The sequence below is a fragment of the uncultured Veillonella sp. genome, from assembly GCF_963534045.1.
GTDB lineage: Bacteria > Bacillota > Negativicutes > Veillonellales > Veillonellaceae > Veillonella.
On record NZ_CAUSQT010000004.1, the window covers coordinates 1 to 22,978 of the forward strand.

Here is a 22,978-nt window from a genome sequence, read left to right on the forward strand (position 1 = left end):
CAAGACCTGGTGTTAATGTATCTTTACCTGGTTTCCAACGTGCAGGGCACACTTGATCGCCATGTTTAGCTACAAATTGAGCAGCTTGTACTTTACGAACAAGTTCTTCTGCAGAACGACCAATACCCATATCGTGAATTTCCGCTGTGCGGATAATGCCTTCTGGGTCAACTACGAATGTACCGCGGTATGCCATAGCAGATTCAGGATCGAATACATCGAAGAAATCAGCTAATTCGTGTTTCTTATCAGCCAACATGTAGTATTCGATTTTATTAATACTTGGAGAAGCATCAGACCATGCTTTATGAACATATTCAGAATCAGTGGATACGGAGTAAACTTCGCAACCCAATTCTTTTAACTCTGCATAAGATTCTTGTACGTCTTCTAATTCAGTAGGGCATACAAATGTAAAATCTGCTGGATAGAATACGAATACAGACCATTTACCTAAAACGTCTGCAGTGCTTACCTTTACCAATTCAGGTTTCTTGAAAGCATCAAGTGTAAATTCAGGGAGTTTCTTACCAATAATAGACATTGTGTCCTCCTTTATATTTCTAAATAACGATTACTATATGTTCTATTGATGTACCTACATCAAATCTATATCTATCTTTGTCTATATAATAACACTAATCATTTAAAATATCAAGTGTTATTTTTAAATATATCGATATATTTTTGCAAGTTTTTTCGATACAGCAAAAAAAGAAGGAAGATACTCATTTCTGAGTATCTTCCTTCTTTTTACGTACTACAACGGACTTACTACTCACAGTAGAATAATCAAACGCGATTAATCCTGCTAAATTAGCAATACCACGCCGCGCCATATGGCCAGTTGTAGATTGTTGTTTCCCCGATTTACCATATACAAACTGCTCTAGTTTGAGTGCAGCTAATATAAATAAACCTATAATAGATAAAATAGATCCCATTTCTATTCTCTATTTTTTAAGTTCCAAAATCGCATCTACAAATCCACGGAATAATGGATGTGCATTATTCGGACGAGATTTTAATTCTGGATGCGCTTGTGTACCTACGAAGAATGGATGGTCCTTAACTTCGATACTTTCAACAAGACGACCATCTGGAGATGTACCAGAAATAACAAGGCCTGCATCATTCAATTGTTGACGGTATTCATTATTGAATTCATAACGATGACGATGACGTTCGTATACAAGGTCTTCGCCATATACTTCACGCGCTTTTGTACCCGCTTCTAATTTACATGGATAGATGCCAAGGCGCATTGTGCCACCTTTTTTATCTACATCGACTTGATCACTCATCAAATCGATAACTTTGTATTTTGCATCTTCATCAAATTCGCTAGATGTAGCACCTTCCATGCCACATACATTACGAGCAAATTCCATTACAGCAGATTGCATGCCAAGGCATAAACCGAGGAATGGAACTTTGTTTTCACGAGCATAATTGATAGTACGGATTTTTCCTTCTACGCCACGGGAACCAAAGCCACCAGGAACAACGATACCATCAATGCCCTCAAATACTTCTTTAGGATCTACAGAAATATCATCAAGTTCTTCGGAATCAATCCAACGAATGTTCACCTTAGTATCAGTCTCGATACCAGCATGGCTCAATGCTTCTGCTACAGAAAGATACGCATCGTGCAAAGCTACATATTTACCTACGATAGCTACTGTAATATCCTTGCTAGGATTCAAAATTTTATGAACCATTTCTTTCCATGCAGTCATATCACAAGGACGTTCTTCAAGGCCCAATTTCTTAATAACAATATCATCAAGGCCTTGATCTTGCATCATCAATGGTACTTCATAGATGGAATCACACGTTTGGTTTTCAATTACGGCCGCTGGTTCTACATCGCAGAACAATGCCAATTTTTCCTTCATTTCGTCGGAAATATGTTTTTCACTGCGGCACACCAAAATATCTGGTTGAATACCAATACCGCGCAATTCTTTTACGCTATGTTGGGTAGGTTTTGTTTTTAATTCACCTGCTGCGTTGATATATGGTACTAATGTAACGTGAATATACAATACATCGTTACGACCTACATCTTTTTTGACTTGGCGAATTGCTTCCATAAATGGCAAGCTTTCAATATCGCCGACAGTACCACCGATTTCAGTGATAACTACATCAGCATTATCTTCTTTACCTACGCGGTATACATTTTGTTTAATTTCATTTGTAACGTGAGGAATAACTTGTACAGTGCTACCTAAATAGTCACCCTTACGTTCTTTATTGATAACGGACCAATATACTTTACCAGCAGTAATATTGGAACGCTTGCTAAGATTAATATCGATAAAGCGTTCATAGTGACCCAAGTCCAAGTCTGTTTCAGCACCATCATCGGTTACAAATACTTCGCCATGTTGGTAAGGACTCATTGTACCAGGATCGATATTGATATATGGGTCAAATTTTTGAATAGTTACATTAAAACCACGGTTTTTCAATAATCGGCCCAAAGATGCAGCCGTAATCCCTTTTCCCAAGGAAGAAACTACGCCGCCTGTTACGAAAATATACTTAGTTGCCATGATGCCTCCCACCTACTACATTTTTTCCGGAGCGGAAATACCTAAAATACCTAAGCCTTGACGAAGTACAAGGGCAATCGCTGTGATTAATCCAAGACGAGCTTGTTGCAACGCTGGATCTACGCCAATGATACGACCTTGACGATAGAAGGAGTGGAACATACTTGCCAAATCGTATAAGTAACGAGCAATACGATGAGGTGCACGATGTTCGGCAGATTGAACAACCTCTTCTGGATATTCAGCTAATTTCTTAATTAATTCTAATTCCATTTCACTTGTAAGCGTTGTGAAATCAGTTTCACTATAATCACCAAATGCAATGCCTGCTTCACGCACTTGGTTATAAATACTATGAATACGGGCATGAGCATATTGGATATAATACACAGGATTATCATTGCTACGAGATTTTGCCAAGTTAATATCGAAATCAAGTTGACTATCTAGAGAACGCATCAAGAAGAAGTAACGAGATGCATCTACGCCAACCTCTTCAATCAATTCATCTAATGTAACGCTATCGCCGCTACGTTTAGATAATTTAACGAGTTGTCCATCGCGGAACAATGCTACCATTTGTAACAACAATACAGTCAATTTATCTGGGTCATAACCAAAGGCTGCCATAGCCGCTTTTACACGACACACATAACCATGATGGTCAGCGCCCCAAATGTCGATCATTTCTTTAAAGCCACGATCATATTTATTGCGGTGGTATGCAATATCTGCTGCCAAATACGTAGGCACACCATTGTCACGGATGACTACGCGGTCTTTATCATCGCCATAATCAGTGGATTTCAACCACAAAGCGCCATTCTTTTCATACACCTTGCCAAGAGCTTTTAAAGCCTCTACGGAGTGATGAATTTCATCAGTTTCATGAACAGTACGTTCAGAGAACCAATTATCAAAAGTAACACGGAAATTGCTTAATGTTTCCTCTAAGCGAGCTAATTTTTCTTTTAAGCCTTCTTCTTTGAATAAAGCAATACGATCTGCTTCGTTCATAGCATTTAATGTATCAAAGCCTTCGCGTTCTGCAATCGCTTTCGCAGTTTCAATAATATCTGGTCCACGGTAACCATTTTCAGGGAACACGAGAGCCCCTTCTGGAACATCGAATTCTGGCATGGAACCATCTTCGTTGCGCTTAGGCGGGAATACCAATGTAGCGCCTTGCAATTCTTGGAAACGGTACTCAATGGAAATCGCCATATTATCAATTTGATTACCCGCATCATTGATGTAGTACTCAGATTGTACATTGTACCCTGCAGCACGCAACAAGTTTACAAGAGCACTACCATAAGCAGCGCCACGACCATGACCTACGTGCAATGGACCTGTTGGGTTCGCACTTACATATTCTACTTGAATCGTATCGCGCGCGCGCAATGGTTGCACACCGTATTGATCACCAGCATTCAAGATAGCTTTCAAGGTATCATACACCATATCGGATTTTAAGAAGAAGTTGATAAAACCTGCACCAGCTACTTCAGCACGTTCAAGCCAGTCAAAATCCATATGACTAATTAATGTCTCTGCAATAGCACGAGGGTTTTGACGAGCCACACGAGCGGATTGCATAGCAATGTTCGTAGAAAAATCGCCGAACTCCTTTTGAGGTGGCACTTCGAGAACGATTTCTGGATATTCCCCAGCTGGTAAGCCACCACTATTAATCGTTTCTTGTAATGCCTGTTCAATCCCCGATTTCAGGATTTCCTTCATGTCCATGCTCTGTATCCTCCCGCACGTCTATATCTAACTGATTATAAAATTGCCATTCACCTTCTATGGAAATATCATATCCGAGATGAACACGACCCGTTCCATTGTGAAAGTCTACTGTTAATTCATGTGTTTTTACAGCCATGTGAAGATCGCCTAATGGCGTTTCATATGTGGACTCTCGTTCCTCACCGCGAATGTATTGATGTCGCATATTCACCGCACCAGTACGCAAAAGAACAATGGAATCTTCGTAAATCTTGATGGTCGTCTTAACCCCTTCAAGACCTGTTACGCTCGATTCTTCATAGCGAATATATTGGACTCCATTCTTTTCATGTGAAGTACCTGGAGAAATTAATTCCACCACGGTATCCTGCCCATCTATGTCTCGTTGTACACTTTTTACGGATACTAGAACCCGCTTCATGTTTTTCTCCTCCATGGTCATAACATATCAATATATTATAGCACAAACAAGGGTCGTTTTGAATGTTTTGTACACTCTATTTCAATAGATTTATACGTTCTTTTTCTCTATCCTCACACGACGCTATGAGCTGTAATTTTTGCGCCCTATTGAGATGTTTAATAGCATATTCTCGCGACTGTGCTTCTTGTTTACTTTGAAAGCTTTCATGATAAACCAAATACACTGGTCTACGACACTTCGTATACTTAGCCCCGCCTTTTATCACACCATTATGAGCATCTAAGCGTTTTTTTATATCCGTTGTCCAACCACAATACAAGCTTTCATCAGCACATCGCACAATATACGTAAAAAATTGTTCCTGATCCATCTTATTTACTAGCGTCATCCTTAATTGGTTCAATGGTAATCGAATTAATAATCACCGGATCAACAGGCTTATCATTTTTATCTGTTTTCACCTTACCAATTTTTTCGACCACATCCATACCTTGTACAACTATACCAAAAATGGTGTGTTTATTATCGAGATGCGGCGTAGGTCCCAAGGTAATAAAGAACTGCGAACCACCTGTATTCGGCCCACGATTTGCCATGGCAAGAATCCCCATTTTATTAAAATGAAGGTCATTAGAAAATTCATCTGGAATCTCATAACCAGGGCCACCTGCACCTGTGCCTGTTGGGTCGCCACCTTGAATCATAAATCCATCGATAACACGATGGAACGTAACGCCATTATAAAAGCCTTTTTTTACAAGGTAGTCAAAGTTTTTAACGGTAATAGGCGCTTTAGAGCCATACAAACGAATTTTAATTTGTCCATAATTTGTATCAAAAACAGCATATTCATCTGTAATTGGAGCATTTGTAAAATTAGGCATCTTATTAACCGTTTCAGCTTGTGCAACAGGTGTAATCGTTTTATCTGCACTATTGTTGCCACACGCTGCGGTTACTACCATCATGCCCCCCAATAGAGCACAACCTAATATTCTTTTAACATTCATGATAATCCCTCACAAAATATAGAATTTCCCCAAATTATATATACATAGAAAAACCGCTCAACCCATGAGCGGCTCTTTATTAGTATATCATGTTTTCACTATGAATTTCTTTAAAATTCTATAAAAATTTATAATCTAAATGGTCTTATACCAACGATTAATCAATCCATCCGAAATGCTTACATGCATTGTAAATACCATCCTTATCACAGTCAGTTGTAACATAATCGGCCTCTAATTTAAGCTCCGGACGAGCATTTCCCATGGCAATGTTTAACCACTCCGGTCTAAACATAGACAAATCATTATAGCCATCACCAAACACGACAACTTGATTTGGCTTCATATGGAAATGTCCGATCATATCGCGAATACCCAATGCTTTTTCCATAGGTTCATATAAAACGCACCCATCACCATAGCGAATAAGTTTATGCGTCATATGCTCGATATCTTTTTCCTCTTCTTCGCCATCTTTGAAAAATACATAGATTTTATAGAAATCTTCTACACTGTGAAAGTCGAACTCTGGATCCACTACAGTTTTAAACACGTCCCAATCAGGGTGCCATTCTAATATTTCTTTATACGGTGTAATGCGCCCCAATTTATTACGGTCTGTTACAGCCCATGGGATATGCTTTGACTCAAGATATTCTAAATATTGAATACACATATCTCGATTCATGCCAATCATAGATACCAATTTCCCATCAATGGTTATACTATGACCTCCATCAGCAACTACATTCGTAATTCTAGCTTGCTCGGCAAAACGCATAGCATCGACTTGTATCCTACCTGTTGCAATCGATACTAAATGGCCACGCCGTTGCAATTCATCTATACAATACTGAGCACTATCTGGAATTTTTCCTTCCGGCCATACAGCCAATGTGTTATCGATATCAAAAAAGAAAAATTTTTGTTCCACAAGCCCTCCTATCTATCGCTATATACGAGTTCATATACAAACTATTAACTCTACCCTATAAACACTATTCATCTCGTCCACTCATTAATTGAAAGCGTTTTTGCTGTTTCACATCAGGATATTTGTCTCGATCTACATCGCTACAAAACATGTCCAAGGGGCGTACATATAAATCGCGTTCATCATACAGTTTCTGATATACCACCAATTTTTCACCCGTTTCAGAATGTGTAGCCACATCTAATACGTAATAATACATGCCTTTAAAATGACGATACAAACCACCTTTTACGATTTCGTTCATAACTACCTCTGCTTACTAAAAACGATCTTTCATTTCTTATTAAACATTATACTAGGAAATACTATTTGAAAAAAGATGTTTATCACTATAAACAAAACACTCGCATCCCCCCTTTTTCTTTTACTGTAATCCTTCTAAGAAGGACTGAGCCAATAGAGTATAAAAGGAGAATGCGAGTAACATTCTACATTTATTTAGTTGTATCTGAAACCAAGCCCTTATGAATAAGACCTATGATAAAGCCAAGGATTGCAAAACTTACCCAGCCCATACCAATACCTTGGAACGGAATATATTGGGTAAACAAACCTTCGATGGCATCAGGTGCCCAACCAGCAGTTTCAAGACCGCTCATTAAGGCAGAAATCATGGTCAATCCAATAGTCCAACCATATACGCAACGACGACCGCCAAAAATAGTATCACTTAAGGCTAACAAGATAATAACAATCGTCAACGGGTACAATAACATCAACACTGGAATAGCTGCACTAATGATTGTTTTCAATCCGAACAGCCCAAGTGCAAATGCAGCCACAGAGAATATGACAACATACATTTTATAGCTAACTTTGCTATATAGTTTGTGGAAATATGTACTACAAGAAGTAATAAGACCAATACTTGTACTCAAGCAAGCTAATAGAACGATGATAGCCAAAATAATTTGACCAGTTCCCCCAAAGAGGAAGTCCGCACTAGCTGTTAACACCGGTGCACCTGTATCAAACAAGCCAAATCGCTCTACGCTTGTAGCGCCGATGTTCGCAATGAATATATACACAATGCCGAGTAATGCTACCGCAATAGCACCAACCTCCATCACAGTTTTCGTAATAACATCGCGAGATGTGGCACCTGTAAGACGTACAAAATCGATGACGAGAATAGCAAACACCACAGAAGCCAATGCATCCATTGTATTATAGCCATCGAGGAAGCCTTGCAATACGGCTGTACCATTAGTCGCGTAAGCTGGTTGAGGCACCGCATATGCCCCAATCGGTGTAACAAAAGATTTGATAATCAATAGCAAAATTACAAGTAATAATGCAGGTGTCAAAACATTGCCAATACGATTAACAAGCTTTTGAGGACTAATCGATAGCCACAAGGATATTCCAAAGAATATGGCGAGGAATAACGGCTGCATATCCAAAGTCATGCCCTGCAAAAATGGCTTGATTGCAATTTCATAAGCAACGGTACCCGTTCTTGGTGTCGCAAACATAGGACCAATACTTAAATATAAGGCCACTGTATAAATAAGACCATATATAGGATGTACACGACCTGCTAGTTCCTCAACGTCTTTACATCCGGAATAGCCCATGGCCATAACGCCAAGTAACGGTAATCCTACGCCAGTTAATACGAAACCAGCTAATGCCCATCCTACATTAGACCCTGCGTGTTGACCTAATGCGGCCGGGAAAATAAGATTTCCCGCACCAAAGAATAGAGCGAATAACATCATGCCTATGGCTAAATAGGCGCGCAGTGATAGATTTTCTTTTCCATCCATAAGGTTATCTCCCTTCGTACTACACTATCATATTAGATAACATTATATATGATATGGTAATCTGGTTCAACAACAAAATCGAATTATATCGAACTTTCATTATACCTTACGAATATTAACTTGCACGTCGTAGAATGTACTCCCCCATGCTTCATCAGTCGGTCTAGATGCAGTTACAGCATTGATTCCTACCTTAGCGTCACTGGACTGAGATTGCCACCATACACCAAGGGTCACAAGTGTACCTCGTTGTACCGTATTATCTAGATATACTTTAATACGAACAGCCCCTCGATTATTATAAATCTCCACAGCATCACTATTATTAATGTTATATAATGCAGCATCATCTGGATGCATTCGTAGCTTCATCAATTCAGAATCATCAAATTCTAATTCACAAAAACTAGAATCTAATATACGTATATCATTACCGATAATCAACCAGAATGGTTCATCATCACCATAAGGTTCTGTATAGGTAATCAACGGAATGGATTCTCGAGGATTTAAGATTTCGATTTTGCCTGACGGCGTTTTAAAATCCATCTTATAATTGTCTGGCAATGCTACTTCAACCAAGTCGCCACGTAAAATGGCATCTTGTTCGTCTTGTGAAAGTTTAGACGAATTGCGAACCATATGCTCAATTAGTTCTCGTTCTGTCATGGCAAAGAAAGGATCATCTAAGCCCATACGCTGAGCAAGTTCCGAAATAACTTGCCAATTAGATTTCGATTCACCAACCGGAGGAATAGCTTGGTAACTAGCCGCAATTGTATAGTGTCCGTAAGAGTTAAAAATATCATCGGATTCAGCAGAGCTCGTGGCTGGTAAGATAATATCTGCATATGCACATGTATCTGTAAAGAAGCGTTCATGCACAACGGTAAATAAATCATCTCTCATAAGACCTTGTCTAACGAGATTTTGATTTGGTGCCGTTATAGCTGGATTTGATGAAAAGATATATAGACTGTGAACGGTCACCCCACCACTAGTATCCTCTAATCCATGCTCTAGAAGCGCTTTAGGATTTGTCAACAAATCCCCTAATAATATCATCGGCATCATCCGTTTAGACGGCGTTGGTGTATTAGGTTGTTGCATAAATGATTTATTAAAATATTGGCTACTACTAGAACTAGATAATAAGCCACCACCTAAATGTTGCCATGCACCTACCACAGCCGGGAGGGCATTGATACACCGGCAACTCATTGCTCCATTACCATAGCGGGATACACCACTACCAAGACGGATAAATGGGGCCTTGGCTTTTGCATAGGCATGAGCTAGTTCTTCTATGATTTCAACCGGTACACCACATATAGAGGAAACATATTCTGGAGTAAATTTAGGCAATACATCTCGTACTAGCTCATCATAACCTTGCACATATGCTTGAATAAATGTAGTATCCTCAAGACCATCCCGATGTATGATATGCATCATACCAAGTGCTAATGCACCATCAGAACCGGGTTTTACATACACATGATGTGTGCCTTGATCATAAGTATATGTTTTATGGGTATCTATAATCCATACAAAAGCGCCGTTACGTTTTGCTACATTCACATCGTGTAATATATGTACATCTGTAGCCGTCGCATTAAGGCTCCATAATATAATCAAATCACTATGTTGTGCTTCTTGTGGTTTGATAGCTACTGTGTCTCCATAAACAGACTTAAATGCTGCTTGTTTCGCAGGAGAACAAATCCCTCTGTCTTGACTAGTAGCGCCAATACAACGGAAGAAATAATCCGCTGCAGGACTATTTACAGCCCCCATGGTCCCCGCATAGGAATAGCGAAGAATACTTTCACTACCATAGGTATTAATAGTATGTTTGAAGTTTTCTACAATTCTGTCTAAGGCCTCGTCCCACGAAATAGGTGTAAATTGATCTGGACCAATACCTTTTTTACCAATTCGTCGTAATGGTGTCGTCAAACGTTTAGGCGAATGAATAACACGCTCATAATGAGCCATCTTAGGGCATAATGTACCTCGTGTGAAAGCGTGCTCTCTATTACCACGGACTTTTATTACTTTATTGTCATCAACTGTAAGTATAAGCCCACAAGCATCTGGGCAATCATAAGGACATACGCTCTTATATTCTTTCATATAAGCACCTCGCTTATCATCATATTTATATCAGTAATTTTATATGTATAATTATAGTATCATACATACACCACTATATCTGTAATAAAATTAACGAATATCGATATTTTTCAAACTTCGTATCAATGAATACATTGTATATCAATGCATATAGCAAAATCACTTATCAAAATAAGTGTGTGTCGTTATAACTTTTATTAATGTGTACCATGTAGATACACAATAAATATCGATACTTTTCAGTATTTATTTATAGTTTCTCCCCTACAATACAAACAGATAAGCAACGCATAAAAGTACCATTTTTTACGTTCAGGAATGTATCTATTACTAAAAGTCATAATTTATAATTTCAAGGTATTATCGATTATTTCAGTGATTTTTGTTAACCTGTGTGATAAATTTCACGTAAGTTATGCAAATTATGTAATGCATTAAGTTATGTAAAACTATTCAATAACTCAACTTTGTGTGCTATACTGACATTGTCATTTGAGAGGATATAGAACTCACCGGACATCATATCACATTCATTGATATAACGGAGTGGAGTCAACTATATCAGGTCATATTTTCTGAAAAGAGGTTTTAACAATGGCAGAAGCTAAAAACACTGTACTTTTCCCTTATGAAACACTTCACAAACTTTGCATGGACGCTTTCCAAAAATTCGGTTTTTCCGAAAAAGAAGCTGACATCATTCAAGACGTACTTTTGACTTCCGACTTATTCGGTATTCAAAGCCATGGTATGCAACGTATGGTACGTTACCACAAAGGTATCTCCAACGGCTTGATTAAAATCGATGCAAAACCTGAAATCGTAAAAGAAACTCCAATCTCCGCAGTTATCGACGGTCATGACGGCATGGGCCAATTATTGGGCCACAAAGCTATGGAAATGGCTATCGAAAAAGCTAAAAAATCCGGTGTTGGTATCGTATCCGTACGTAACTCCAACCACTATGGTATCGCTGGTTACTATGCTAAAATGGCATCCGACCAAGGCTTAATCGGTTTCTCTTGTACAAACTCCGAAGCAATCATGGTTCCTGTATATGCTCGTAAAGCTATGCTTGGTTCCAACCCTATCGCTTGGACTGTACCAGCTGATCCTGTTGACTTCTTCTTCGATTGCTCCACTACAGTAGTAACTCGTGGTAAACTTGAAATGTACAACAAAATGGGCAAAGCTACTCCAGATGGCTGGGCTGTTAACAAAGACGGCGTTCCTTCCACTGACGCAGCTGAAGTATTGGGCAACATTTCCCGTCATGAAGGCGGCGGTATCCTTCCTTTAGGTGGTGCTACAGAAGTTCTTGGCGGCCACAAAGGTTATGGTAACGGCATGATTGCTGAATTGTTCTCCTCCATCCTTTCCCAAGGTGGTACTTCCAATAAATGTATGGTTGGCGGCAAATCCAATATCTGCCACGGCTTCATGGCTATCAACCCTGAATTCTTCGGTGACCCAGCTGAAATCAAAAAACACTTCTCTCAATTCTTACAAGAATTACGTGAAGCTCCTAAAGCTCAAGGTCAAGACCGCATCTATACTCATGGCGAAAAAGAACATGAATCTGTTGCTAAAGTTAAAGCTGAAGGCATTCCTGTACTTAACGGTACAATGCTTGAAGTTCAAGATCTTTGCAATGAATTAGGTTTAGACTTCAAATCCTACTTCGGCGATTATGTACCAGAAGCTCCTGCTACAATGTTCAAAGGTAACTACTAATATCTAATTAGTGTTGGCCCTAACACGGACATGTAGTTAGTACAGAGGGGGACATAAACACTGTTTATGTCCCCTCTCTTATATTTTTTTAACCTCATAAGCTATGAGGTTAAAAAATTTTAAGAGATATATCACTTTTTCTGATAAGTATATCTGTTATTTTATTGTAATCTTTTATTATTACTGAACTTTTACAACTTAATCCAATAGCGAATTACTCATCAATTAAATTGATTATTGCTACATCGTCCTGTTAAGCATATATTTTTATTTTTCTTGAAAGGATGATTTTAGAAATGAGTGCTCTCACCGTTCTATTAGCGCTATCTCCAATCATTTGGTTGATCGTAGCGTTATCCATCTTGAAATTACCTGCATGGCAAGCAACAAGTGTTGCTGCAATCGGTTCTTTCATCATCGCTATTACAGCATTCCAATCCGACCCATTTATTATGGTCACTGGTGCCCTTGAAGGTGCCGCATTGGCAATTTGGCCAATCTTATTAGTTATTACAGCAGCTATCTTCGTTTACAACTTGGTAGTACATACGAAAGCTATGGAAACTATTAAAACCATGCTTTCCTCTGTAACATCTGATACTCGTGTACTTGCATTATTACTTGCATGGGGCTTCGGTGCTTTCATGGAAGGTATGGCTGGCTTTGGTACTGCCGTTGCAATTCCAGCTGCTATGATGGTTGCCGTAGGTTTTGACCCACTAAAATCTATCATCGCATGTCTCGTTGCAAACTCCGTACCAACAACATTCGGCTCCATTGGTATCCCAACAACTACATTGGCTTCCTTAACAAGCCTTGATCCAAGCCATTTAGGTACATTCATTTCCGTACAATTATTCTTGCTTAACCTTATCGCTCCTTTCTTCGTAGTTATGATTATCGGTGGCGGTATCAAAGCGTTAAAAGGCGTATTCCTTGTAACATTACTTTCCGGTTTAGCATTAGCTATTCCTGAAACTATAATCAATGCCGTAATGGGTCCTGAATTATCCGTAATTTCTGCATCCATCGTAATCATGGCAGTGATCATCGCTTGTGCAAAAATTATGCCTCCTAATGATCCTCAATACGCAGTTAAACAAACTGGCGAAGTTCCTAAAGTTTCTGGTGGCGAAGGCCTTGTGGCTGCAATGCCATTCATCTTAATCTTCGTATTATTGTTATTAACTTCTAAATTATTCCCTGCAATTAATGGTCCTCTTGCATCCATTAAAACATCTGTACCTATTTACCAAGGTCCTGGTGCAAAACCTTACACATTCGTATGGATTGCAACTCCTGGTATCATGATTTTCATCGCTGGTATCGTTGGTGGTTTCATCCAAAAAGCAAAAGCTGGTGAAATCTTTGGTACATTGGGTAGCACAGTTAAAAACTTAAAATTCACATACCTTACAATCATCACAGTTGTTATGACAGCTAAATTGATGACATACTCTGGTATGACTGCAGATATTGCGAAAGCAATGGTTGCTGGTACAGGTACTTTGTACCCTCTATTCGCTCCTATCGTAGGTGCATTGGGTGCGTTCTTAACAGGTTCCGGTACAAACTCCAACGTATTGTTTGGACCACTTCAAATCGCAGCAGCTCAAGGCTTAAACCCTGTTGGTTATGAAGATCTTGGCTTCTGGTTAGCAGCTGTTAACTCCGGTGCAGCTGGTATCGGCAAAATGTTGTCGCCACAATCCATTGCGATTTCTATTGGTGCCGTAGGTCCTGCTTTGAAAGCATACTTAGAAAACCACAAAGAAATCAATGCGGAAGAAGCTCACAACTTAGAACATGAAATCGAAGCAAGTGTTATCATGAACAGCGCGTTCAAATACTTCATCATCTTCATCATCATGCATGGTTGTATCTCCTTCTTCGGTCAACATTTCATCCATGAAATTCACCACATCTTCTTCTAAGATTTGGTAATATAAAAGAACAGCTCATTCGTGAGCTGTTCTTTTTATTTCAAATACTAATAAGCAATACCCTTGTTACTCATTTATAAACCTATAGCTTTTTCTTATTAATCATGTTACAATACCCTTATTAAATAGATAAAATTAAATGCAGTCTGCGAAGTGCGATTCGCAGACTTTTATTTTTCCCTTTTTTAATATAGGAGATTTTATGGAGTCTACAAAGAAAATATCTATATTCATTGTCGTATTTCTAGGGCTTCTTACGGCTATCACACCACTTGGTACTGATTTATATTTGCCAGCATTACCAATCATGCCTCATGAACTTAATACAAATGCATCTCTCATTCAGATGACAATTGGCATTATGACTTTTGGTATCGCTATTGGTCAATTAATTGGCGGTCCTCTTAGTGACTCATTTGGGCGAAAAAAACCACTCATCATTGGCAATATCCTCTGTGTAATCGCTAGTATACTCTGTGCTATTGCGCCCAATATTGAGATTTTACTGGTTGCACGATTTTTACAAGGTTTAACAGGTTCTATCGGAGTTGTTATTGCTAAGGCCATCTCCCGAGATTTTGCATCTGGTAAGGAATTAATGCGACTCATGTCTCTACTCATGCTCGTCAACGGATTAGCTCCTGTTATTGCACCGCTTATAGGTGGTCAGCTTTTATTATTTTCTACATGGCGCTTTATTTTTATTGTCCTCGCCGTTTTCTCTTCAGTGTTACTTATGGGCTCTTTCATTTTTACTGAAAGCCTACCATCAGAAAAGCGTATTTCCGGTGGTATAGCAACAGCATTTAAAAACTACGGTGCTCTACTAAAAGATAATTCTTTCTTAGGCCAGACTCTAGTTCAGCTATTCGCCTTTGGTGGTTTCTTTGCCTATATTTCGGGTTCATCCTTTGTATATCAAAATATATTCAATTTATCTGCCCAAGAGTTTAGTTATATGTTCGGGATTAATAGTTGCGGTATTATCCTCGCTAGCGTAATCAGTGCCAAAGTAAGTAATGTGGTAAAAATAAAAACCATTTTACATACTAGTCTATTGCAATTAACGATTGGTTCTATCCTATTCCTTTGTGCAATGTATTTTAATTGGTCCTTTATTATAACCAGTGTCATTCTGTTCTTTACAGTTTGTACCGTATCTGTATTTGGATCAACAGGGTTCTCTATGGCAATGGCGAAATATGGACACCAAGCAGGTAGCGCCTCTGCTATTTTAGGATTTGCAGGCATGTTTTCAGCCGGGTTCGTATCGCCATTAGTTGGTATTGGTGGAAGTCATACTGGTATCCCTATGGGGATTGTTATGGTTGTATGTGCTGTATTAGCATTAGTATGCTTCTATACAATGATTAAAGAAGATTCATCAATTTCATAAAAAAGCGTCCCTCATATATCTCCTCTTTACTGGTTGTCCAGTAAAGAGGGGATATATCACTAGGGACGCTTTTTTTATATTCAGTAATTATATAATTGACTATTACATTATCATTCAAACATTGTTGCTAACAGCAATTTCAATCGATTTGCTTGGTTTACCGCACTTGAACCTGGGTCATAGTCGATGGCTGCAATGCGCACATCAGGATATGCTTCGGATAATGTTTTTACCATGCCTTTACCACTAACGTGGTTAGGTAAGCAGCCAAATGGTTGCAAGCAAACTACTTGTTTCGCACCTTTTTCGATAAGATCAATCATATCACCTGTAAGGAACCAACCTTCACCGCATTGATTACCAAGGTCAATATAATGAGCCGCTTCTTTTGCAACCTTCGTCATCCGTTGCAACGGATCAAAATGCTTGGATGCTGCAACAGCTTTTGCATATGGCAAGCGGTATAATTCTAACGCTTCGCGAGCCAAGGATCCAAAGAATCCGGAAAGCCATGTACCATCTAAGTGTTTAGCACGATATGTACTATCCATAGCACAGTATAAGAAAAAGTCTAGTAGACCAGAGGTTACAACCTCGCCACCTTCCTTCTCTATAAGTTCATTAATATGGTTGTTCGCACTTGGATGGAATTTAACGTAGATTTCACCTACCACGCCAACACGAGGTTTCGGCTTAGATTTATCAACTGGTAAATTGTCAAAGTCTTCAATGATGTTCTTAATATATTTACTATATTGGAATATATTAGCTTTTGTAATACGTTCCCGTAATTTTTTAACCCAATAATCGCACAATGCATCTGCAGATCCTGGATTAATTTCATAAGGACGCGTAGCCAATACACATTGCATCAACGCATCGCCGTATACTACGGCTTGAATCATGCGATGTAAGAAGGATTTAGTCAATTTAAAGCCTGGTTGACGTTCCATATCACTCGCATTAAGTGACAAAATTGGAACTTGTTTCATACCTGCATCGATGAGGGCTTTACGCAAATAACCAATATAGTTGGTAGCACGACAACCGCCACCGGTTTGAGAGATAATAACAGCTGTTTTATTAACATCGTATTTACCAGACAATAAGGCGCTCATCAATTGGCCTACAACGATGATAGCAGGATAACATGCATCATTATTGATATATTTTAGACCTATCTCTACATCTTCACGAGTTGGAGCAGGCAACATATCAAAGTCATAACCTTCAGACTTAAGCACTGGCTCCAATAGTTGGAAATGAAGAGGTGACATTTGAGGCACCAAAATCTTATAGGTTTTACGCATTTCTTCGGTAAAGACAACGCGTTCATAATCATATGCTGGTGTATCATCAATAACGGTCTCTATAGGAGCTTCTGGATTATGATGTTTACGCATACTCCGTTCCATTACGGATTGCAAGGAGCGTAAGCGAATAGTGACAGCGCCTAAGTTTGTACCTTCATCAATTTTAAGCAATGTATGAATCTTATGCTTTGCAGATAAGATATCCTTTACTTGGTCTGCCACAATGGAATCAAGACCACAACCGAAAGAGTTCAACTCAACAATTTGGAAGCCTTCCGTACGACTTACAAATTCTGCTGCATGATATAGACGACTATGGTATGACCATTGGTCTACAACGCGAAGATGTTTAATATCCTTACCTAATGGTGCTACACCATCTTCGGTAAGAACCGCCATACCAAGAGAGGTAATGAGCTCTGGGATACCATGATTAATACCGGAGTCTAAGTGATATGGACGACCAGCCAATACGATGGTAGGCACTTGTTCTGCTACGAGACGAGATACAGTTTTCTTTGTCATCTCGCGATAGTCAGCCTTACATTTTTCTTGTTCGGCCCAAGCAGTCTCAACGGCATTAGAAATTTCAGATTTAGAGAATGGCAAATCTTTTAAGGCTTTCACCAAAGCAGGCACCAATGATTTCTTATCTGCTAGTGGCAAGAATGGCGCATAAAATGGCGTTTTTCCCATCACATCTTGCATATTGTTTCGAATCAATTCTGGGTAAGAAATAACCATAGGGCAATGGTAATTATTGTCGTGGCTAAATTCCTTTGGACCATGTTGAATACATGGGTACCAGATTAAATCAACTTGGGCTTGGGCAAGATCACGAATATGACCATGAACGGCCTTAGCAGGATAACATGCTGTATCGGAAGGAATCGTATCAATGGCTTTATTATATTGATCCTTCGTCGTATAATCTGACAATACCACTTCGCAGCCTAATTGATTGAAGAATGTAAACCAAAACGGAAAATCTTCGTACATATTGAGGACGCGAGGAATACCAATACGCAATTTACCTTCAAACTCAGGAATATTTTTCTTGAGGAAGTAATCAAAATAACGGCGTAATTTTACGTCTACCATATTGGGAACAGGCTTATGTTTCTCTTGAATCATATCACCGGCACCTCGGTCGCAACGATTACCCGTTACATAGGTACGGCCATCAGAGAATGCATTGATGGTAAGCATACAATTATTAGAGCACAATCCGCAATTACGCATGGATGTAGACACTTGCAAGGATTTCAAACCGTCACTATCAAGCAATGTGCTATGTTGATTTTGTAACTCTTCTGCCGCTTCAGAAGCGAGCAATGCCATACCATAAGCACCCATCAAGCCGGATACATCAGGGCGAATTACTTCGACGCCCATTAATTTTTCAAAGGCACGAAGCACCGCTTCATTATAGAATGTACCACCTTGTACGACGATGTGGTCACCTAATTCCTTAGGATCTTTTACCTTAAGCACCTTATACAATGCATTCTTGATAACAGAATATGCAAGGCCAGCGGCGATATCCGGTACAGTAGCCCCTTCTTTTTGCGCCTGTTTTACCTTGGAATTCATAAATACGGTACAACGAGACCCCAAGTCGATTGGCATAGGTGCCAATAAACCTTCCTTGGCAAATTGCTCAATCGGCAAACGCAAGGATGTAGCAAAGGTATCAATAAAGGAACCACAACCAGAGGAGCAGGCTTCATTCAATACGATGTCTTCAATGTATCCATCGCGTACCTTTGTACATTTCATATCTTGACCGCCAATATCCAAGATGAAGGATACATCAGGGCAGAAGAATTGAGCAGCCCGATAATGGGCAATTGTTTCTACTTCCCCAATATCGATACCAAGAGCGCGTTTCAAGAAGGCTTCGCCATATCCAGTTACACCAGAATGAGCGATGTAAGCCCCTTTTGGCAATAAGCTATAGATTTTCTCTATTAGTTCTTGGGATTTTTCTAATGGTTTACCATGATTTGGGCCATAGTGAGAGAAGATGATTTCATTCTTGCTATTGATCAAGACGACTTTCAACGTCGTAGAACCCGCATCGATACCGAGGTAACACGGACCTTCAGCATCGTTAATATCACCCTTCGGTGTTACCGCCTTAGCATGACGTGCACGGAATTCTTCTAATTCCGCTTCATTTCTAAATAGCGGATCCACACGATCGGTTGCTTCCATTGGTACACCAATAAGCGCACCGATTTCCTTCGTCAATTCACCTACTGTAATATCACGACATTCATCATTCATGAGAGCTGCGCCTAGGGCAATAAACAACTCACCATTTTCAGGGATGATACGATGTGCTTCATCGAGTTCTAAGGTGTCGCAGAAGCATTGACGTAATTCGGATAAGAATGTCAATGGACCACCGAGGAAGGCTACATTTCCTTCAATTTTATGACCACATGCAAGGCCTGCAATCGTTTGGTTAACGATGGCTTGAAATACGGACTTTGCAATATTTTCATGAGACGCGCCTTGATTTAGCAATGCTTGTACGTCTGTTTTCGCAAATACACCACAACGAGCGGCAATTGGGTAAATAGTATCCGCATTCATCGCCAATTGATTAAGGCCGGATGCATCAGTTTGCAATAATGTTGCCATTTGATCTATGAAAGCACCTGTACCACCGGCACAAGAACCATTCATGCGATGTTCTGCAGTACGACCTAGATACGTAACCTTAGCATCTTCACCACCAAGTTCGATAATAACATCAGTTTGTGGGTACAACGCTTTTATCGCCTTTGTTTCGGCAATTACTTCTTGTACAAAAGGTATACGCACCTTATCAGCCATCGCCATACCGCCAGAACCTGTAATTGCTACATGTACTTTTGCATCTTCATAGCCCACTTGAGCCTCTTGTAGCAATGTATGAACAGTATCCAAAATATTGGCGTAATGTCGGATATATTTTTTATACAAATAATTATCTTGTTCGTCCAACAAAACGACCTTGACCGTTGTAGAGCCAACATCGATCCCCATACGTAAGGATTTTTGCATATATACCTCTCTTGAAAAAAATGAAGAATTAGTACGCTCGCACCATTTTTCTTCATACATTTAAGTAAAAGTTAAATAATAAAGCTTTTAACTACACATCTAAAAAATTAAATATTAAATATATTATACAACAAACAGAGATTAATTCTAGGTTTTGCCATATTCCAATGTGGTATATGGAACATGACTATTCCTAATAAAATATATAGAAATTTACTAAAAACCTGTATGTCGTTTATCTTTTATTATACCACTTTAGAATGAAAAAAAATGTGCGTAAAATAACCTTAATCTATAGCAAGATAAGAGTAATTACATTTAGCTATGCCAAGTACATAAAAACGGTACTAAGATGGTTCCCCGTACTACTAGGTAATATACCTAATAGGTACAATCAAACTTAGTACCGTTATAAATATCACTCTATATAATAAACAATCTAATCAAAATCAAAAGATTCAATTATAAAGTTGACGTTGTTTGCTCCACAGAAATAGTTACAGGTGCTGATAATTTAGCCTCTAACCAAGCTTTTATTCGTTCCAAATCTGCATCAGATACAGTGGACGTGGTATAGATAATCACCATATAGCGATTCGCTTTAGGCTGTTCTAAATTATCTATCAAAGGCATGCCTTCCACTCTGCTTACAAACGGGAATAACGCCTTTGCTTCAGCTTCTGTCGTTTTCATAGTATTTATCGTTTCACTTACTAATTGATAAGTCGGCTGGTACAGATTACTCAAGTTTTTATATGTTTCAAGACTCTCTGAAGATTTATTCAAGTTCGTCTTATCCACAGCAGATTTTTGCTCATCTACGCTATTAACAAATCGTAATGTATAAGGTTGCAAGTACTCATCTTTCTGTAACTTATCATCCAACTGGGCTCGCTCCTCTGAAGTCACAGGAGCTCCTATAACTACTATGTTTACTAGCTTATTCGTTTGATCCAATGAATAATCAATCACTTGTCGACGTCCCTCTTGATTAATATCATTCTTAATAAACTGCTCCATATGATTTGACTCAGAATACTTGATGGTCATATCATAGCCTGCATAAATACTTGGTATAGCCATAATAAGACCAATCACGAGAAATATTAACTGGTTACGACGATTAACCTCTTCTGCTTGTTTATGGAATGGCAAACTATATACACCCTTTAAAACAATAAAAGATGCAAAGAAGATGAAGAATGCATTTATAAAGAATAAATAGCTAGCCCCAAAGAAATAGTGCCAATTTCCATTAGCAAGTCCATATCCTGCCGTACACAGTGGTGGCATAAGTGCAGTTGCAATCGCAACACCTGGTATAACATTATCTAAAGTCTTACGCGTTTGCCCAATAATCCCAGCTAACCCACCAAATATAGCAATGAATACATCAAAAATATTCGGCTCTGTACGCGCTAATAGTTCAGATGTAGCCGTCTGAACGGGAGAAATATGAAAATATAAAGCAGATGCCAAAACCGCAATCGTAATCTGTAAGGACAATCTTAAAATAGCACTTTTTACAACTGTAAAATTAAGCGTAGCGAAGCCAAAACCAGTTGCTAAAATAGGTCCCATCAACGGCGATATAAGCATAGCACCAATAACAACTGCCGTACTATTCATATTCAACCCAATAGAGGCAATAAACATGGAAAGGATCAGGATAACCAAAGCAGGTCCCTTAATCTTAGCACCACCTATCAGTCTTTTAGCGATAGTTGCATCATCAGCTCGCTCAAAATGTATATCAAAGTATTTATTTATTTGCATTCGTCCTCCTTATAATTTCATCAAATCTGCAAAGGTCCCTACGTTTACAAACATATACTGTGTGGTTTTTAACATTTGAACCATCAAAATAGCCCCTGTACCTTCCCCCATTGACATGTGTGCTTGGATAGGTACCATATCTTGTGTAATCCCTACTTCAGACAAAGCAAGCTCAGTACCTTTTTCGCGGGAATGATGAGATGGTAATGCATAGTCCTTAACGCGATCATTCATGTGTACTGCACAAGCCGCTGCTACAGCTGTAATAAAACCATCAATAACAAAAGGCTTTTTAAACTTAACACAAGCTAGCATAGCTCCAAGAATAGCAGCTATATCAAAGCCCCCTACATGGGCTACTATTTTACGAACTCGTTCAGCTTCACTGTTAGAAACGATACGAGCCTTATGTTTATCTAGTACAGCACGGACAAAATCAATTTTACGCTTCATCAAATCTGGTTTATTCGGCCAAGAACCAGGTCCGACCGTTTCAGTTGGATCTGCACCAGTTAATGCAGATAACACACAAGCAGAGGTTGTCGTATTCCCGAGCCCCATCTCACCAAAGGAAAATAGATTTATCCCTTTTTCGACATAATATTCAACTCGTTCATATCCTGCTTGAAAGGCACGGTTAAACTCAGCCTCAGTCATAGCAGGGTGGTTTAAAATATTCTTTGTTCCCTTTGCGACCTTGCGATCCACGCCGATACCATCATCTGAAGCAATTCCTACATCTACAACCTCATAGGGAATGTTATTAAAGTTACAAAACTGTGTTGCCGATGAACGACCTAAGAGCATATTACGGGATTGTTTCTGCGTCACCTCGTAGTTATAGCCTACATAACCTTCCATATTACAGCCATTGTCAGCAGAAAATATGATATGCTGTGGTCGGATTTCACCATTGATCTCGCCCCAAGCCGTACAAATCTTACGGAAATATTTTTCCCATAGGCCTAGACCACCTGGGATCAGGCATTTTGGTTGAAGAAATCTATTTAATTGTTCCTCGATTGGTAATACTGACTTATCTTTCATTCTAATCTCTAGTCCGCAACTAATGTGCCAACTAACCTTCTATTAATTCGATATTATTCTATATAA

The 22,978-nt window shown here is 39.1% G+C and carries 17 protein-coding genes; 3 read left to right on the forward strand and 14 right to left on the reverse strand.

Going from position 1 to position 22,978, the window contains the following annotated elements; translation table 11 throughout:
- The 11 genes from RYP29_RS01735 to RYP29_RS01785 all read right to left on the reverse strand — a co-directional run.
- A partial coding sequence (locus RYP29_RS01735) for a redoxin domain-containing protein (RefSeq protein WP_311531905.1) occupies nt 1-544 on the reverse strand: 544 nt, incomplete at its 3' end.
- A gap of 184 nt (nt 545-728) precedes the next feature.
- Nucleotides 729-944: a hypothetical protein gene (locus RYP29_RS01740; protein WP_311531906.1), complete on the reverse strand. Its 216-nt coding sequence runs from the start codon at nt 942-944 to the stop codon at nt 729-731.
- Between the two features lie 9 nt (nt 945-953).
- Nucleotides 954-2,564 carry a CTP synthase gene (locus RYP29_RS01745; protein ID WP_311531907.1) on the reverse strand — a complete coding sequence of 537 codons (1,611 nt, stop codon included), beginning with the start codon at nt 2,562-2,564 and terminating at the stop codon, nt 954-956.
- 15 nt (nt 2,565-2,579) lie between these two features.
- Nucleotides 2,580-4,313 carry an arginine--tRNA ligase gene (gene argS, locus RYP29_RS01750; protein ID WP_311531909.1) on the reverse strand — a complete coding sequence of 578 codons (1,734 nt, stop codon included), beginning with the start codon at nt 4,311-4,313 and terminating at the stop codon, nt 2,580-2,582.
- Nucleotides 4,279-4,737 (reverse strand): DUF1934 domain-containing protein, encoded by a 459-nt coding sequence (locus RYP29_RS01755; protein WP_311531911.1) that lies wholly within the window; start codon nt 4,735-4,737, stop codon nt 4,279-4,281. Before RYP29_RS01755 ends, argS begins: the two co-directional genes overlap by 35 nt.
- Before the next feature lie 76 nt (nt 4,738-4,813).
- Nucleotides 4,814-5,110 carry a GIY-YIG nuclease family protein gene (locus RYP29_RS01760; RefSeq protein WP_005375599.1) on the reverse strand — a complete coding sequence of 99 codons (297 nt, stop codon included), beginning with the start codon at nt 5,108-5,110 and terminating at the stop codon, nt 4,814-4,816.
- Nucleotide 5,111: 1 nt separating this feature from the next.
- Nucleotides 5,112-5,750: a peptidylprolyl isomerase gene (locus tag RYP29_RS01765; protein ID WP_311531912.1), complete on the reverse strand. Its 639-nt coding sequence runs from the start codon at nt 5,748-5,750 to the stop codon at nt 5,112-5,114.
- Nucleotides 5,751-5,907: 157 nt separating this feature from the next.
- On the reverse strand, nt 5,908-6,684 hold the full coding sequence (locus RYP29_RS01770) for an HAD-IIB family hydrolase (RefSeq protein WP_311531914.1): 777 nt from the start codon (nt 6,682-6,684) through the stop codon (nt 5,908-5,910).
- Nucleotides 6,685-6,748: 64 nt separating this feature from the next.
- Complete coding sequence (locus RYP29_RS01775; protein WP_227068434.1) at nt 6,749-6,988, reverse strand: DUF1653 domain-containing protein; 240 nt, start codon at nt 6,986-6,988, stop codon at nt 6,749-6,751.
- A 190-nt stretch (nt 6,989-7,178) separates the two neighbouring features.
- Entirely contained in the window at nt 7,179-8,513 is a 1,335-nt protein-coding gene (brnQ, locus tag RYP29_RS01780; protein WP_311531916.1) for a branched-chain amino acid transport system II carrier protein, read from the reverse strand.
- 99 nt (nt 8,514-8,612) lie between these two features.
- Nucleotides 8,613-10,649, reverse strand: coding sequence for a molybdopterin-dependent oxidoreductase (locus RYP29_RS01785; protein ID WP_311531917.1), 2,037 nt, complete (start codon nt 10,647-10,649; stop codon nt 8,613-8,615).
- A gap of 594 nt (nt 10,650-11,243) precedes the next feature.
- On the opposite strand from RYP29_RS01785, the gene RYP29_RS01790 reads away from it, so the two are divergent.
- The 3 genes from RYP29_RS01790 to RYP29_RS01800 all read left to right on the forward strand — a co-directional run bounded on the left by RYP29_RS01790 (nt 11,244) and on the right by RYP29_RS01800 (nt 15,722).
- Nucleotides 11,244-12,383 carry an Ldh family oxidoreductase gene (locus RYP29_RS01790; protein ID WP_005384047.1) on the forward strand — a complete coding sequence of 380 codons (1,140 nt, stop codon included), beginning with the start codon at nt 11,244-11,246 and terminating at the stop codon, nt 12,381-12,383.
- A 296-nt stretch (nt 12,384-12,679) separates the two neighbouring features.
- Nucleotides 12,680-14,317 (forward strand): L-lactate permease, encoded by a 1,638-nt coding sequence (locus RYP29_RS01795; protein WP_119982335.1) that lies wholly within the window; start codon nt 12,680-12,682, stop codon nt 14,315-14,317.
- Between the two features lie 211 nt (nt 14,318-14,528).
- Nucleotides 14,529-15,722, forward strand: coding sequence for a multidrug effflux MFS transporter (locus RYP29_RS01800; protein ID WP_311531919.1), 1,194 nt, complete (start codon nt 14,529-14,531; stop codon nt 15,720-15,722).
- Between the two features lie 110 nt (nt 15,723-15,832).
- On the opposite strand, the gene RYP29_RS01805 is transcribed toward RYP29_RS01800, so the two are convergent.
- The 3 genes from RYP29_RS01805 to RYP29_RS01815 form a co-directional block, all read right to left on the reverse strand.
- Nucleotides 15,833-20,089: an acyl-CoA dehydratase activase-related protein gene (locus RYP29_RS01805; RefSeq protein ID WP_311531921.1), complete on the reverse strand. Its 4,257-nt coding sequence runs from the start codon at nt 20,087-20,089 to the stop codon at nt 15,833-15,835.
- A gap of 462 nt (nt 20,090-20,551) precedes the next feature.
- Complete coding sequence (locus tag RYP29_RS01810) at nt 20,552-21,865, reverse strand: DUF389 domain-containing protein (RefSeq protein ID WP_311531923.1); 1,314 nt, start codon at nt 21,863-21,865, stop codon at nt 20,552-20,554.
- Nucleotides 21,866-21,874: 9 nt separating this feature from the next.
- Nucleotides 21,875-22,912, reverse strand: a complete 1,038-nt coding sequence (locus RYP29_RS01815) for a nicotinate-nucleotide--dimethylbenzimidazole phosphoribosyltransferase (RefSeq protein ID WP_311531925.1) — start codon at nt 22,910-22,912, stop codon at nt 21,875-21,877.
- Between the last annotated feature and the right edge of the window lie 66 nt (nt 22,913-22,978).

Bases quoted from the DNA above. Each gene is read 5' to 3' on its own strand.
- RYP29_RS01740 (WP_311531906.1), bottom strand. From the start codon at position 944: ATGGGATCTATTTTATCTATTATAGGTTTATTTATATTAGCTGCACTC.
- RYP29_RS01745 (WP_311531907.1), bottom strand. From the start codon at position 2,564: ATGGCAACTAAGTATATTTTCGTAACAGGCGGCGTAGTTTCTTCCTTG.
- argS (WP_311531909.1), bottom strand. From the start codon at position 4,313: ATGGACATGAAGGAAATCCTGAAATCGGGGATTGAACAGGCATTACAA.
- RYP29_RS01755 (WP_311531911.1), bottom strand. From the start codon at position 4,737: ATGAAGCGGGTTCTAGTATCCGTAAAAAGTGTACAACGAGACATAGAT.
- RYP29_RS01760 (WP_005375599.1), bottom strand. From the start codon at position 5,110: ATGGATCAGGAACAATTTTTTACGTATATTGTGCGATGTGCTGATGAA.
- RYP29_RS01765 (WP_311531912.1), bottom strand. From the start codon at position 5,750: ATGAATGTTAAAAGAATATTAGGTTGTGCTCTATTGGGGGGCATGATG.
- RYP29_RS01775 (WP_227068434.1), bottom strand. From the start codon at position 6,988: ATGAACGAAATCGTAAAAGGTGGTTTGTATCGTCATTTTAAAGGCATG.
- brnQ (WP_311531916.1), bottom strand. From the start codon at position 8,513: ATGGATGGAAAAGAAAATCTATCACTGCGCGCCTATTTAGCCATAGGC.
- RYP29_RS01785 (WP_311531917.1), bottom strand. From the start codon at position 10,649: ATGAAAGAATATAAGAGCGTATGTCCTTATGATTGCCCAGATGCTTGT.
- RYP29_RS01790 (WP_005384047.1), top strand. From the start codon at position 11,244: ATGGCAGAAGCTAAAAACACTGTACTTTTCCCTTATGAAACACTTCAC.
- RYP29_RS01795 (WP_119982335.1), top strand. From the start codon at position 12,680: ATGAGTGCTCTCACCGTTCTATTAGCGCTATCTCCAATCATTTGGTTG.
- RYP29_RS01800 (WP_311531919.1), top strand. From the start codon at position 14,529: ATGGAGTCTACAAAGAAAATATCTATATTCATTGTCGTATTTCTAGGG.
- RYP29_RS01805 (WP_311531921.1), bottom strand. From the start codon at position 20,089: ATGCAAAAATCCTTACGTATGGGGATCGATGTTGGCTCTACAACGGTC.
- RYP29_RS01810 (WP_311531923.1), bottom strand. From the start codon at position 21,865: ATGCAAATAAATAAATACTTTGATATACATTTTGAGCGAGCTGATGAT.
- RYP29_RS01815 (WP_311531925.1), bottom strand. From the start codon at position 22,912: ATGAAAGATAAGTCAGTATTACCAATCGAGGAACAATTAAATAGATTT.